Source organism: Devosia sp. ZB163, assembly GCF_028613635.1.
Lineage (GTDB): Bacteria > Pseudomonadota > Alphaproteobacteria > Rhizobiales > Devosiaceae > Devosia_A.
This window is the reverse complement of sequence record NZ_JAQRMY010000001.1, coordinates 1,213,192-1,225,930: the sequence shown is the minus strand read 5'-3', so window position 1 is coordinate 1,225,930 and position 12,739 is coordinate 1,213,192. Positions and strand designations below refer to the sequence as shown.

Annotated in this window: 12 protein-coding genes; 5 read left to right on the top strand and 7 right to left on the bottom strand. The window is 65.1% G+C overall.

Translation table 11 applies throughout. The features are described 5' to 3' along the window. Nucleotides 1-48: 48 nt before the first annotated feature. Nucleotides 49-522, bottom strand: a complete 474-nt coding sequence (locus tag PRN20_RS06275; protein WP_273956379.1) for a hypothetical protein — start codon at nucleotides 520-522, stop codon at nucleotides 49-51. Nucleotides 523-590: 68 nt separating this feature from the next. On the opposite strand from PRN20_RS06275, the gene PRN20_RS06270 reads away from it, so the two are divergent. Both PRN20_RS06270 and PRN20_RS06265 read left to right on the top strand, forming a co-directional pair. Next, complete coding sequence (locus tag PRN20_RS06270) at nucleotides 591-2,090, top strand: beta-N-acetylhexosaminidase (protein ID WP_273956378.1); 1,500 nt, start codon at nucleotides 591-593, stop codon at nucleotides 2,088-2,090. A gap of 63 nt (nucleotides 2,091-2,153) precedes the next feature. Continuing rightward, nucleotides 2,154-2,300 carry a hypothetical protein gene (locus tag PRN20_RS06265; RefSeq protein WP_273956377.1) on the top strand — a complete coding sequence of 49 codons (147 nt, stop codon included), beginning with the start codon at nucleotides 2,154-2,156 and terminating at the stop codon, nucleotides 2,298-2,300. A 95-nt stretch (nucleotides 2,301-2,395) separates the two neighbouring features. Here the strand turns inward: PRN20_RS06265 and PRN20_RS06260 are convergent, their stop codons facing one another. The 4 genes from PRN20_RS06260 to PRN20_RS06245 all read right to left on the bottom strand — a co-directional run bounded on the left by PRN20_RS06260 (nucleotide 2,396) and on the right by PRN20_RS06245 (nucleotide 7,437). After that, the gene (locus tag PRN20_RS06260; protein WP_273956376.1) at nucleotides 2,396-4,294 is read right to left on the bottom strand and encodes an ABC transporter permease; all 1,899 of its coding nucleotides are present in this window, start codon (nucleotides 4,292-4,294) and stop codon (nucleotides 2,396-2,398) included. Between the two features lie 11 nt (nucleotides 4,295-4,305). Next, nucleotides 4,306-5,679: an N-acetylglucosamine/diacetylchitobiose ABC transporter substrate-binding protein gene (gene ngcE, locus PRN20_RS06255; RefSeq protein ID WP_273956375.1), complete on the bottom strand. Its 1,374-nt coding sequence runs from the start codon at nucleotides 5,677-5,679 to the stop codon at nucleotides 4,306-4,308. 62 nt (nucleotides 5,680-5,741) lie between these two features. Further along, nucleotides 5,742-6,488, bottom strand: a complete 747-nt coding sequence (locus PRN20_RS06250; protein ID WP_273956374.1) for an SIS domain-containing protein — start codon at nucleotides 6,486-6,488, stop codon at nucleotides 5,742-5,744. Between the two features lie 4 nt (nucleotides 6,489-6,492). Continuing rightward, a complete protein-coding gene (locus PRN20_RS06245) occupies nucleotides 6,493-7,437 on the bottom strand; it encodes a MurR/RpiR family transcriptional regulator (RefSeq protein ID WP_273956373.1) in 945 nt (314 codons plus the stop codon). 106 nt (nucleotides 7,438-7,543) lie between these two features. On the opposite strand from PRN20_RS06245, the gene PRN20_RS06240 reads away from it, so the two are divergent. Then, nucleotides 7,544-8,548: an N-acetylglucosamine kinase gene (locus PRN20_RS06240; protein ID WP_273956372.1), complete on the top strand. Its 1,005-nt coding sequence runs from the start codon at nucleotides 7,544-7,546 to the stop codon at nucleotides 8,546-8,548. A 35-nt stretch (nucleotides 8,549-8,583) separates the two neighbouring features. On the opposite strand, the gene PRN20_RS06235 is transcribed toward PRN20_RS06240, so the two are convergent. Beyond that, a complete protein-coding gene (locus PRN20_RS06235) occupies nucleotides 8,584-9,891 on the bottom strand; it encodes an alpha-L-fucosidase (protein ID WP_273956371.1) in 1,308 nt (435 codons plus the stop codon). Nucleotides 9,892-9,981: 90 nt separating this feature from the next. On the opposite strand from PRN20_RS06235, the gene PRN20_RS06230 reads away from it, so the two are divergent. Further along, the gene (locus tag PRN20_RS06230) at nucleotides 9,982-10,761 is read left to right on the top strand and encodes a DUF3147 family protein (RefSeq protein ID WP_273956370.1); all 780 of its coding nucleotides are present in this window, start codon (nucleotides 9,982-9,984) and stop codon (nucleotides 10,759-10,761) included. Nucleotides 10,762-10,840: 79 nt separating this feature from the next. Here PRN20_RS06230 and PRN20_RS06225 read toward each other — a convergent pair whose 3' ends face one another. Continuing rightward, a complete protein-coding gene (locus tag PRN20_RS06225) occupies nucleotides 10,841-11,629 on the bottom strand; it encodes an SDR family NAD(P)-dependent oxidoreductase (protein WP_273956369.1) in 789 nt (262 codons plus the stop codon). 28 nt (nucleotides 11,630-11,657) lie between these two features. Here PRN20_RS06225 and PRN20_RS06220 point away from each other — a divergent pair, with 28 nt between their 5' ends. Further along, the gene (locus tag PRN20_RS06220) at nucleotides 11,658-12,719 is read left to right on the top strand and encodes a sugar ABC transporter substrate-binding protein (protein ID WP_337956235.1); all 1,062 of its coding nucleotides are present in this window, start codon (nucleotides 11,658-11,660) and stop codon (nucleotides 12,717-12,719) included. Nucleotides 12,720-12,739: the final 20 nt, after the last annotated feature.

The following is a 12,739-nucleotide window of genomic DNA, read 5'->3' as shown; positions in this document are numbered from 1 at the left end:
TAGTTGTGCGGTCAGCATGGGCCGTTCGTCGAGCCGACCGCTCGTTCGTCAGCCTTGCTGCGGCGGATCGGCAAGCTCCTCGGCTGGGCTCCTCGACTTGCGGATGAGACGCTTCAGCAGGTCGAGCAACTGAACCAGTGACGCCCTGTCCGCCTTGTCGCCCGCCGCGTGGATCACGAACTCGGCCGTGTTGACCACGTCGCGCCAGCGCGGCTGCACGGGAAGCGTCTCCAGCAGCAGGTACTTGTCCAGCGTGCGCGCCTGCAGCGAAGACCGGTCCAGGCTTACCCGCCAGATCCCGCTCCGCTCCGCCAGTTCAAACTTCGATTCTCCTGTAGCGACGCGCCAAAGCCGCAGGCTTTCGACCATGGCCGCGACCATGGTCTCCCGATAGAGCCTGGGTTCGAACCGCACGTCGCCGTCATCCGCTGGCGGCTGGGCAGCCCGGCTGATGCCGGGGCCAACGGTGTCGAGCACATCGCGGATGGATCGATTGACCGACGCTGCCCCCTTCTCGATCATCCCCCTGGCCCCAGAATGTCGCGGCCACCGGCAGCCGTATCGCTCCGCCGGGCCTCGATCTGAAGCCCGTGGGCGAACTCGCGAAGCGGGCAGCGGCGGCGTTCGCCGATCTCACCGCCGAACTCTTCCCGGTGGAAGCCATCGTGCGCCCGGCCTCGGAGGCCGGCATGCCGGTGCATGTGGTGGAAAGGCCGGGCCTCGGCGCCGAAGCCTATGAAATCGCCTTCGCCCAGAACAGCGCCACGGTGTCCGCCACGACGCGCTCGGGCCTGTTCTATGGTCTCGTGACCCTGGGGCACATCCTCAGGGGCGCCCGCCAGCATCCAACGACCTTCAGTTTCCCGACTGCGGGCACCATCAGCGACGAGCCTGGCTTTGCCTTTCGCGGCAGCCACCTCGACGTCGCCCGCCAGTTCTACACCGCCGCCGAGGTCACCCGCTTCATCCGCCTCATGGCCTGGAACAAGATGAACAAGTTCCACTGGCACCTGACCGAGGACGAGGCCTGGCGCCTCGAGATCGAAGCCTATCCGGCCCTCACCGAGGTTGGCGCATGGCGCGGTCACGGCAAGGCATTGCCGCCGCTGCTGGGCTCGGGCCCGCAGCCGACCGGCGGCTACTACAGCAAGAAGGCCGTCCGCGAGATCGTTGCTCTCGCCGACGACCTGGGTGTTGCCGTCATCCCGGAAATCGACATGCCGGGCCACTTCTACGCTGCGCTGAAGGCGGTGCCGGAACTGCGCGACCCCGATGAAAAGGGCGAGTACCAGTCGGTTCAGGGCTTCCCGAACAACAGCCTCAACCCCGCCCATGAGCCGGTGTACCGGTTCGTCGAAAAGGTGGTGGACGAGGTGCTGGAGCTGTTCCCGGCCGGCATCTTCCACCTGGGTGCCGACGAAGTGCCGCTGGCCGCCTGGTCGGGCTCGCCTTTGGCGCTCGACATGATCGAGAAGATGGCCGGCCCCGCCATGCGCAAGAAGCACGAGGCCCAGTTCAACCAGCTCGGCAATCATCACGGCGCCGACGAGATCGAAGGCTCGCCCACCGCGATCCTCCAGGCCGAGTTCATCAGGCGCGTGCACAAGTACATCGCCTCCAAGGGCGCCATCACCGGCGGCTGGGAAGAAGCCGCACATGGCGACGCGGTGGCCAAGGACAAGTCCTACGTCGTCGGCTGGCGCAATGTGGAGATCAACGCGACCCTGGCCGAGCGCGGCTTCGACATCGTCGTTTCGCCCGCCCAGCGCTACTATCTCGACATGGCCAACGGCGTCTCCTGGGCCGAGCCGGGCGCCGGCTGGGCCGGCTGGTCGGGCCCCCAGGAAACCTACGAGTTCGAAGCCCGTGCGGGCTTCAGCGAAGAGGGGCTCAAGCACCTCAAGGGCATCCAGAGCTGCATCTGGTCCGAGAGCATGACCGACCGCGCCATCTTCGACCGCCTGGTCTTCCCGCGCCTCTCCGCCATCGCCGAGTCCGGCTGGACCCTGCCCGAGCGCAAGAGTTGGGAGCGCTTCAAGTCCATCGTCGGCCTGATGCCGATCATGTACGGCAACTGGGCCAGCGAGTAATCGCGCCATCCCCCGCACCATCCCCCCGGCCCGTCCGGGTGATGGGGCGGGGCCTCCGATGGGGTGCCGGGATATATCCCGCCCATCGGGGCCTATTCCGCCGGGGGCTACGAAGTCGAGGAGGCGCCGGCAGCGTTCGCGCAGGGGTCCGCCGAGGCGCTGGTTGGTGCGGCAACGAAAGCTGCCCGATCGGTGGTCGAGGTGGGCTGAGGTCAGGCGAAAGCGCCGGCCCTCAGTTCAGCAGGATGGCCACCAGCCCGGGCGCGAAAGTATGCGCGCGGGCTGGTTAGCTTGTGAGTTGGCCGCTACTTCAGCAGTCCCGACGACACCGAACCCTGCAGCTGCCGCTGGAAGATGATGTAGGTCGCCAGCACCGGCAGCACCGTGATCACGACGGCGGCGAACAGGGCGCCGAAGTTGACCGCGTAGCCGGCCTGCGAGGCGAATGACGCCATGCCCTGGCTCAGCACATAGTTGGCGGTGTTGGTGTTGAGCGCGATCGGCAGCAGGAACTGGTTCCACAAGCCGAGGAAGTTGAAGATCGCGACCGACGCGATCCCCGGCTTGGCCATGGGCAGCATGATGGTGAAGAAGATCCGCCACGGGCCCGCGCCATCGATCATGGCCGCCTCGGCGATCTCCTGCGGCAACGTCTTGAAGAACGCGAAGAGGAAGAACACCGTGAATGGCAGCGCGAACGCCACATAGGTGATGATCAGGCCGGGGAACGTGTTCAAGAGGCCAAAGCCCTTGAGCGTCTGGAACAGCGGCACCACGGCGAGGAAGATCGGGAACGTGAGACCCGCCAGCATCAGGTAGTAGATGACCTTGCTGCCCTTGAACTCATAGCGCGCGAGATAATAGGCGCACATGGCGCCGAGCAGCATCACGATGACGAGCGCGCAGCCGACGACGATCACCGTGTTCACGAAGTACGTGCCGATGCTCGCCGTGGTCCAGGCCGAGATGTAGTTGTCGAAGTTGAAGCTGGTGGGCAGCGTGAAGGGCGAGGCGAAGATCTGCTGGGTCGTCTTGAACGAACTCATCAGCACCCAGAGCAGCGGGGCGCAGATGATGACGACCCACCCGATCAGGGCGACGTGCGAAATCGTGGCGACGGTCTTGTCCGTCCAGAAGGTCTTCCTGGCCACCGGGTGCTCGAGCTGGCCGGCTGACTTGGCGGGCTTTGCCGGCGCTGCGATCGGCACAGGGCGAAGCTCGGGCAATGCAGCAGCAGAACTGGCCCGCTCCGACTTGGCAGGGCGGCCGGTCCACCAGAAGACGAAGAACACCAGCGCCGCGAACACCAGCGTGATGATCGCCAGCGTGGCGCCCATGGAGGTCGCGTAACCGAACTTGCCCTTCTTGAAGGCGGTGTTCAGCAGGTGCTGCGAAATCACGACGGTGGAGTTGGCCGGCCCGCCGCTCGGGTTCAGCGCCTGCATGTAGACGAAGGCGTCGAGTGCCAGGATGCCAAGGTAGATATAGGCCGTGCGGATCGTGTCGCGGATCATCGGCACGGTGACGCTGATGGCAGTGCGGAAGCGCCCTGCCCCGTCGACGCGGGCGGCTTCGTAGACCTCGGAGGGGAGGCCTTTGATGGCTGCGACGAACAGCACCATGTAGAAGCCGACCATCGACCAGGCGATCACGAAGATCGATGCGCCCATGGCGGTGCGCTCGTCGCCCAGCCAGGCGAACGACTTGAAGAAATCGAACCCCAACAGCGTCAGGATGCCGTTCAGCAACCCGTTCGAGGGGTCGTACATCTGCGCCCACAGGATGCCGATGACGATCGCCGGGACGGTGTAGGGGAAAAACGAGATGACGCGGTAGATGCCCGCGTGGCGAAGCCCCTGGATCTGGCCTCGGGTCACCCCGCCAACGGTGACCAGCGTCGCCAGCGTCAGCGCCAGGATGATGACGAGCGGTGGCAGGACCACGACCAGCACAATGCTGTTGTAGACAGCCTTGGTGAAGACCGGGTCCTGCAGAAGCGCCGCATAGTTGGCCAGCCCCACGAAGTTCATGTTCTTCGAGAAGCCGGTCCAGTCGGTCATCGAGTAGTAGAAGGCCTGCACGAATGGCGAGATCACGAAGATCACATAGATAGCCAGCGGGAGGCCGAGGAACACCAGCGCGAAGCTGGTGTTCTCTAAACTCGGCAACTTCCACCGGTTTGTAGCGACCGGTGCTCTCGCCATCGTGCCTTCCATCACTCTACAAGGACCTTGGTGACCGAGGCGTCATTGTAGACTGCGCTGGTGATTGCCTCCAGTGCAGCGGTGAAGGCCGCCACGTCCAGCTTGCCGTCGAGGAAGCTGTTCCAGACGACGAGTTCGTCCTGGTTGGTGCCGTACAGGTCGAACGAGTTCCAGGTGAACACGTCGCTGCCGGCGTCGGCCAGGAGCTTGCTCTGCGAGACGAGAGCGGTCGAACCGAAGCCGTCAGCCGGAACGGTGTCCTTGACGATGGTCGGTGCGAGCTTGGTCTTGGCGAAGTTCGACGCGGCTTCCTTCGACAGCATCGTGCGGAGCAGTTCCTTGCCACCGGCAAGGTTGAGCGCCCCGAGCGGGATGATGAACGGCTCGCCTGCGGTGGCGTGCAGAGCAGTCTTGGGCAGCTTGTCGTTCTCGTCGACGGACAGTTCCGGCATACCGGTCATCCGGAAGCCTTCCTTGGTCGCCGGCTTCATCTCGTTCTCGATCCACGAGCCCGAGGGGTAGAGCAGGAACGACTGGTCGTTCGACCACTGCGCCTGCGCAGCGGTGAACTGGGTACCAGCGCCACCCGGCTTCATCATGCCGCCCTGGATGATCTCGTAGAGCGAGGTGAAGACCGCCTGGAACGCGGGATGCGACCAGAAGCCCGGAGTGAAGTTGTCGACAGCGAGACGCACTTCGTCGCCGCCTGCCTTGATCGCCGAAGCAACCGCGGTCGTGCGGTAGTAGGTCGCGGCTTCCTTGCCCCAACCGAACAGGTAGATGCCCTTCTCCTTGGCGACCTTGCCGAGCTCGATGGCTTCGGCCCAGGTGGTCGGCGGAGTCCAGCCATTGTCCTCGAACAGCTGAGCCGAGTACCAGATGCCGTAGACGGTCATCACGTAGTTGAGCGCGATGAACTTGTCGCCGAAGGTGCCGGGCTTTTCGACGCCACCCACGAGGGTGTCGCGGATCTTGACGCCTTCGAGGCTCGGAGCGTCGAGCACCGAGTTCATGTCCTCGAGCTGGTCGATGATGGCCGAGAAGCCGATGGCCTGGGCACCCGAGTTGTCGATCAGATCCGGCGGGTTGCCACCGAGGAAGCGCGGCTGCAGTTCCTGGGCGATCTGGGTCGAGGGCGACACCTTCACGGTGACGCCCGGGTGGTTCTTCTGCATGAGGTTGGCAGCGAACTCGACATAGTCGATGCCGTAGCCGCCGTTGAAGATCACGGCGTCAACGGTCGAGCCTTCGGCAAGGCCGAACGGATTGGCAGCGTCCTGTGCGAGCGCGCTGGTCGAGCCGAGCAGTCCGCCGAACGGCGCTGCCGCCGCCAGGGCCGTCGTGCCGAGCAAGAAGCTGCGGCGATCGATGGGCTTGTTGAACATTTAGTTTCTTCCCTTCTCCAAGTACTTAGTCGTTGGCCCCACGCCAAGCGCTTCGCAATCCCTCAGGATTCCCCGCGGATACGCTTGCCGTAAAGATCTTCGAGGGCACGATTGTGCTCATCGCCCCCGGGTATGTTTGCAGAGATGTAGAGCGGCGGCTTCTTGCCGCGCTGGATCAGCGCCTGCGCCACCCCGATGGTGACGCGCTGAGCAATGAATGCCGCGGTGATTGAGGAGACGGCGCCCACGCCCATGCCACCCTCCAGTTCAAGCGTACTGTCGCCGAATGGAGCGAGGTTGTCGATGGCGATATCGGCCACGTCCTTCAGGCGTTTGCCGCTCGGATGCTTGGGCGTGACTTTGCTGGTGTGGTCGAAACTGGTCACCGCGATCACCTTGTGGCCACGGGCCTTGGCGGCGAGCGCGAGGCCGACGATCGAGCCGTTGACGCCCGAGTTCGAGGCGATCATGAAGATGTCGTTCTTGTCGATGTCGAAGAGCGACAGCAGCCGGTCGGCGACGGTCGGATCGCGCTCCAGCGCCGCGCCGCCGAGGATCGAGATGTCCTCGCCGCCGCGCAGCACCAGGGCGCGCAGCGGGATACGGTTGGAAGCGATCAGGCCACCGGCACGGCCGGCGATCTCCATGGCGAAGGCTTCCGAGTGACCGGTGCCGAAGGCCTGCACCACGCCGCCGGCCGCGACCGCATCGGTCACCAGCGCGATGGCGTCGTCGATCGACTTGTCCGTCACGAGCTTGGCGAGGCGCGTCGAGACTTCGGTGTGAAACTGCTCAGTCAGGTCGGTCATTAGTTCACTCGGTTCGGTTGGTTAGTTCGTCACGTGACACGGAAGCCTGGGGCAGACCGCCGCCGCGCATCGGACGACGGCGAGGCGCGACGGCCGCGCCGGAAGCGGCGAGCAGCCGCGTCGTGCGCTCGAAGTTCGACTGGGCAATCAGCAGGTAGAGCAGATCGACGACGAACAGCTGGCAGTGGCGGGCCGAGAGGTCGGCCGGCTGCAGATAGCCGTCGGGCGAGGCCGCGATCAGCACGTCGTCGGCCAGCCGCGCCAGCGGCGAATCCGGGTTGCCGGTGATGGCAACCGTGTGAGCGCCCGAGGCCTTGGCGACCGTCAGCATCTGGATGGTTTCTTCGGTGCGGCCGGTGTTGGAGATGCCGACGGCGACACAGTGCTCATCGAGGATGGCGGCACTGGTCAGCCCGTTGTGGACCTCGGCCCAGGTGTGGACGTTGACGCCGATCCGGTAGAGCCGCGCCTCGGTCTCCAGCGCCGTCAGGGCGCTGCCGCCCACCCCGTAGACATCGAGCTGCCGCGCCTTGACGATGGCCGCCGCAACGCGGATCGCCGTATCGAGATCGAGCAGGCTGGCGGTCCGCTGCAGCGACCGGATGTGCGTATTGAGCAGGGTGTTCCGGATACCATCCGGCGGATCGTCCGGACCGAGCGAGCGGCCGATATCGGCGATCCAGGCCGCCTTGGCCCCGCCGCGGCCCACGTCCTCGGCAATATCGACGCGAAGCTGCGAGTAGCCATCGAACCCGAGCATACGGCAGAAGCGCGTGACGCTGGCTGGCGACGTCCCGGCACGCTCAGCAAGTTCGGTGATCGACAAAGTCAACGGCGCCTTGGGATCTTCACGCAGGAAGGCCGCAATCTTGCCCATCGTCGCCGGCATCTGAGACTGGTAAGTCTCGATCCGGTCCAGGACTTTGAACGTGTTTGCGAGGGCGGTCATCTATGATACAGCCGGTGCCTTGAAAATCGCTATCAGAACCTGTGACCCAAAGTTGAAAACAATTCTTATTCATGAAGTTTGCCCTTTGCAAGCGGTCCGATAGCGAATGACAACAGCCTTGCTCGCCATCGATGTCGGTGGCTCCACGTCGCGCGCCACGCTCGTCGATCACGCCGGAAACTGCCTGGGACAGGGCCGCAATCGCGGGGGCAATCCGGGCTCCAATCCTCCTGACCTCGCGGCCGATGCGATCATTGCCGCAGCCGCGGCGGCCATCGCCGATGCCGGCCTCCCATCGCTCAGGATCGAACTTGTTCTGCTTGCCATGGCTGGCCCGGCGGTCCTCATCGCCGAAGCCCGGCTCCAGCAGGGCCTCGCCCGGTTGGGCCTTGCCGGTCCACTGATCTTCACCGGCGACCTGCAGGCCATGCTGGCGTCCGTCACCTCCGCCACCAATGGCTACTGCATCGTGTGCGGCACCGGCGCCGGCGCCGTGCGACTGCGCGATGGCGAGATCGACGCGGTGATCGATGCTGCCGGCTGGCTCCTGGGCGATGCCGGGTCGGGCTACTGGCTGGGTCACCAGGCGGCGCGTGCGGTCACCGCCGCCATCGAGGGCCGCGGCGAGAGGACGGCGCTGACCGGCGCCCTGCTCGGCTCGTTCGACATCCCCTGGTCCGACGATCGCGGTTCGGACAGCCGCCCGGAGCCGCTCCGCCTCTTCGTCGACGCCATCTACGCCATGCGTCCGATCGAACTTGCGCGCTTTGCGCCGCTGGTCATCGCCAACCGCACCGACCCCGTGGCGGCACGGCTCCTCGCCGAGGCCGAGGCCTACCTGCTGCAGGACTTCCGCATGGTGTTCGATCCTGGCATGCCCGGCCCCGTCGGCCTTGGCGGCGGCGTCGTCGCGCATCTCACCGGCCTGCCGGCGGCCATCAGCGACATTGTCCGCGCCGCCGGGCAGACGCCGGACATCCGCCTCGTGAAGGATGGCTCCGTGGGCGCGATCGTCCTGGCGCTGCGGAGCGCCAATGTTACCGTCGACGAGGCCATGGTGCAGCGCATCATCACCTCGGTTGCCGGTCACACCGCAAAGGCAAACGCCTAGCCGTCGATATGCGGCCGGCAGAGCCGGCCGTCCCGTCAGGCGTCCTTGAGGAACAGCTCGACCACCGGCACGATCACATCCGGCTTCTTCACCGGCAGGTCGAGGGTGAGCGTGGTCTCGCCGACGGGCGGCACGAAGTGCGGATCGTCGCTGGCGCCGATCCACTTCACCTCGCTCGCATCGTGCAGCAGCTGCGCATAGCGAACCCGGCCCGCCAGCCCGTCGAGGTGCACGAAGCGGTTGGGCCAGTTGTAGATGTGCAGGTACAGCCGGTTGCCGCGCTGGGTCAGCCGGCAGCCATCCGGAGCCTCGAAATCCGAGCGGCCGGCGCCGTAGATGGCGCGGCTATGGAGCTTCATCCATCCGGCATAGGCCTCGAGTGCGTCGATGGCGCGCTGGTCGAATGTCCCGCGGCCGGTCGGCCCCACATTCATCAACAGGTTGCCGCCCAGCGACACCCCGTCGATCAGGATCTGGAGCAACTGCTCCGGGCTCTTCCAGGTGTCCTCGTCGCGGTAGTAACCCCACGATCCCGAGAAGGTCTGGCACATCTCCCACGTCACCGGGCGGCCATTGATCGTCGGCGGGGTGCGCGGCGTGTACTGCTCGGGCGTCAGCACGTCCGGAACCTCGGTCTCGATGTCCAGCCGGTTGTTGACGATGATGTCGGGCGCGAGCCTCCGCACAAGCTTCAGCAGCTCGAGGCTTTCCCAATCGGCGGCACCCTTCCCCGGCAGCCCCTTGTAGGTGCGGCCGGGGTAGCTGAAATCGAACCAGATGATGTCGATCTGGCCGTAGCCGGTGAGCAGCTCCGTCACCTGGTCGCGCAGGTATTGCGCGTAGCGCTTCATGTCGCGCCCGGCATTGAGCTCGGCCACATTCTCGCGGTTGCGCAGCGGGTGGTACATGTCGATGGTGAAGTCGGGGTGATGCCAGTCGGGCAGCGAATAGTAGAAGCCGATCTTCAGCCCCTCGGCGCGGAACGCCTCGACGAACGGCTTCAGGAGGTCGCGGCCGTAAGCGGTCCTGGTCGCCTTGTAGTCGGTGACCTTGCTGTCCCACAGGCAGAAGCCGTCATGGTGCCGGGCCGTCAGCACCACATATTTCATCCCGGCTTCGCGGGCGCGGCGGGCCCACTCGCGCGGGTCGTAGAGGTCGGGATCGAAGTGGTCGAAATACTTCTGGTAGCCGGCATCGTCGATCTCTTCCCGGCTCTTCACCCACTCGTGCCGCGCCGCGAGCGCATAGATGCCCCAGTGGATGAACATGCCGAAACGGTCGTGGTTGAACCACGCCTTCTTTTCCTCGGGAAGAAAGAGGTCGTTGGGTAGCTTGTCGGCCATGGAAGATTTCCTGCGGGCGGTGAATACTCGGGTAAGTACCATGCCCGTCGCGCGCTTCAAGGCCGGGGCACGGCCGGGAAAAGGACGTCAATGCTCCTGCTGCTGAAGCTCGTGCTCGCCCCGGCGCTCGTTGCGCTCGCAACCCTGGTCGCCCGCCGCTGGGGGCCCACGATCGGCGGGATCGTAGTGGGTTTCCCGCTGTCCACCGGGCCGATCTTCCTGTTCCTCGCGCTCGATCAGGGCCTCGATTTCGCCGAGCGCGCCACGGTGGGGATCCTCTTCGGCCTCGTCGGCGTCGTCGCGTTCGCCCTCGTCTACGCCGCGGCGGCAAGGCGTACCACCTGGCCCGGCGCGCTGTCCGCGGCGCTCCTCGCCTTCTTCATCGCCTCGTTCGCCATCAGCCTGATCGGCGGCGGGCTCGCCGGCGCTGCGCTCGCAGCCTATGCCGCGCTGATCCTTGCCGTCCTCATCATGCCGCGCGCACAGCAAACGGTGGGCAAGGCGCCGCCGCCATGGTGGGACCTGTGGCTGCGCATGCTCGCCGCAGCGCTCCTGACGCTGGCGATCACCACCGCTGCAGGATGGCTCGGGCCGATATCCAGCGGCATCATCGGCACCTTCCCCGTGGTCTCGACCGTGGTCGTCAGCTTCACGCATCACCAATGGGGCGCCAAGGCCGCGACGGCCCTGCTCCGGGGCAGCGTGCTGTCGTGGTTCTCGTTCGTAAGCTGCTTTGTCACCATCGGCCTCACGCTGCACACCCACGGCCTCGCCGTGTCCCTGGCGCTAGGCGCCGCCAGCGTCGTCGCAACGAGCATCATTGTCCTCTGGATAGACCGACGCATCGGAAAGCGTCAGCTGGCGCGGTGAGGGTGAATGGACCGTCGAACGCCTTGACCAGGCAGCCGATCGCACAAGGGGACATCGCGTGCCATACAATCCGTGACTCCTACCAGCTCGCGATTGGCTCTCTGAGGCCGTTCTCGATCCATAGGAAACGGCCGTTGATGGCGTCTGCTTCGCGGTCCATCAGGCGAGCAATCAGGTCCGTTGCCTTGTCGGGATCGTCACCGCCGGTCGAACCGACCCACTCCGCCCAGCCTCGATACACCGCGCCCTTGTCATCCAGGCGGTCCGCTTCAATGCGAATGTCGGCCCACATGTCGGTCTTCACATCGCCGGGATGAATGACATTGGCGGTAACGCCAGTGCCGGTGAGCTCGGCGGCAAGGTGGCGGGTGAAGTGATTGAGCGCCGCCTTGCTCGTCGCATAGGCGCTGTCAGCCGGACCGGGCGTGAGCAGTGCCGCAGCCGACGACACGTTGACGATTCGGCCCCACCCCGCCTCCACCATACCGCCGGCAAAGGCACGACAGGTCACGTAGTGGCTGAGCATATTGACGGTCATGGTTTGGATCCATGCCGCCGGGTTGCCATCCTGGACGAGCGCAAGCGGACCGAAAATCCCCGCGGCGTTGACGAGGACGGCGGGACGGCCGAGCGCCTCTTCCACGGCCGCACGGATGACGTCTGGGGACTGTTCCCGGGAGAGGTCGAAGGGAAGTGCCGCAGCGCGCCGGCCCATGCCGGCTATGACCGCTGCCGTATCATCGAGTTGTGCGACGCTTCGCGCGATCAGCGCCACGTCGGCGCCGAGTGCCGCTAGCCGCAGGGCTACATGGCGCCCTAGTCCACGGCCCGCGCCGGTGACGACGGCAACCTTACCTTTGAGATTCACGCTCGCGTCCTATCATATACGAAAGATAATGTTGATATATGATAGCCCTCGATTTACGGTACGTCTACTGGGATGGCCAGTATTGGATGGAGGGACTTGTATGGGGACCAAGGCTTCTCGCGCGGTAACGCGTCGCGATCTTCTCAAAATGACAGCAGCAGGCATCGCCGTGGCCGGCGTGGCGTCCGTTGGACTTCCGGTGGTTGCACAAGAGCGCAAGCGCATCGCTATCGCGCATCCGGATCGCGCGGCGGACTACTTTCAGGGCTTCATGAATTCTGCGCTGGCTGAAGCCGACAAGCGCGGCTACGAAGTACTGCAGAGCTTCTCGGGCATGGACCCGCAGAAGCAGCTCGCCGAGGTCAATACCTGGCTGGCGCAGGGCTTTGATGCGCTGATCGTGCTGTCGCTTGATGCCAATGCCATGGCGCCGATCGTCGCCAAGGTGCATGAGCAAAACGCGCTCTTTGTTTCCTATGCGAACCGCATCGAGGGTGAAGACGGGTTCATCAAGTGGGCCGACCGTGAAGCGGGTGCCCTTCTCGGGGCGTACACAGCCAAGCACATCAAGGAAAAGCTTGGAGGTTCGGCCGAGGTCGGTTTCCTCACCGCGACCAACATCCAGGTCGTGACCGACCGCATCGAGTCGACCCGTGAGGCGATCCTCGCCGAGCTCCCCGAAACCAAATTCTTCGAAGCGACGGCACTTAGTGCGCCCGACGCGCTCAAGGCCACGCAGTCGCTGCTGCAGGCGCATCCGGAGATGAAGATCGTCATCTGCTGCACCGACGACGGCGCGCTCGGCGCCCGTTCGGCCTACCAGAACAGCGGCCTGGGGCCCGACAACGTGCTCATCGCCGGCTTCGACGGCGCCAAGCAGAACCTCGAACTGGTCAAGGCTCGCGATCCCTACCTGCAGGTGAGCATGGCTCTGGATATCGGAGCGATCGGCCGCCGCGTCATCGACATCCCGTACCAGCTTTGGAACGGCGGGCCGGAGTCCGAGACGCACGTGCTGCAGGACTACACGCTCGTTTCGCATGAAACGGACGAAGCCGACATCGACGTCATCCTGAGTGTCTATTCCTGACCTACCTGGCGAACGCGACA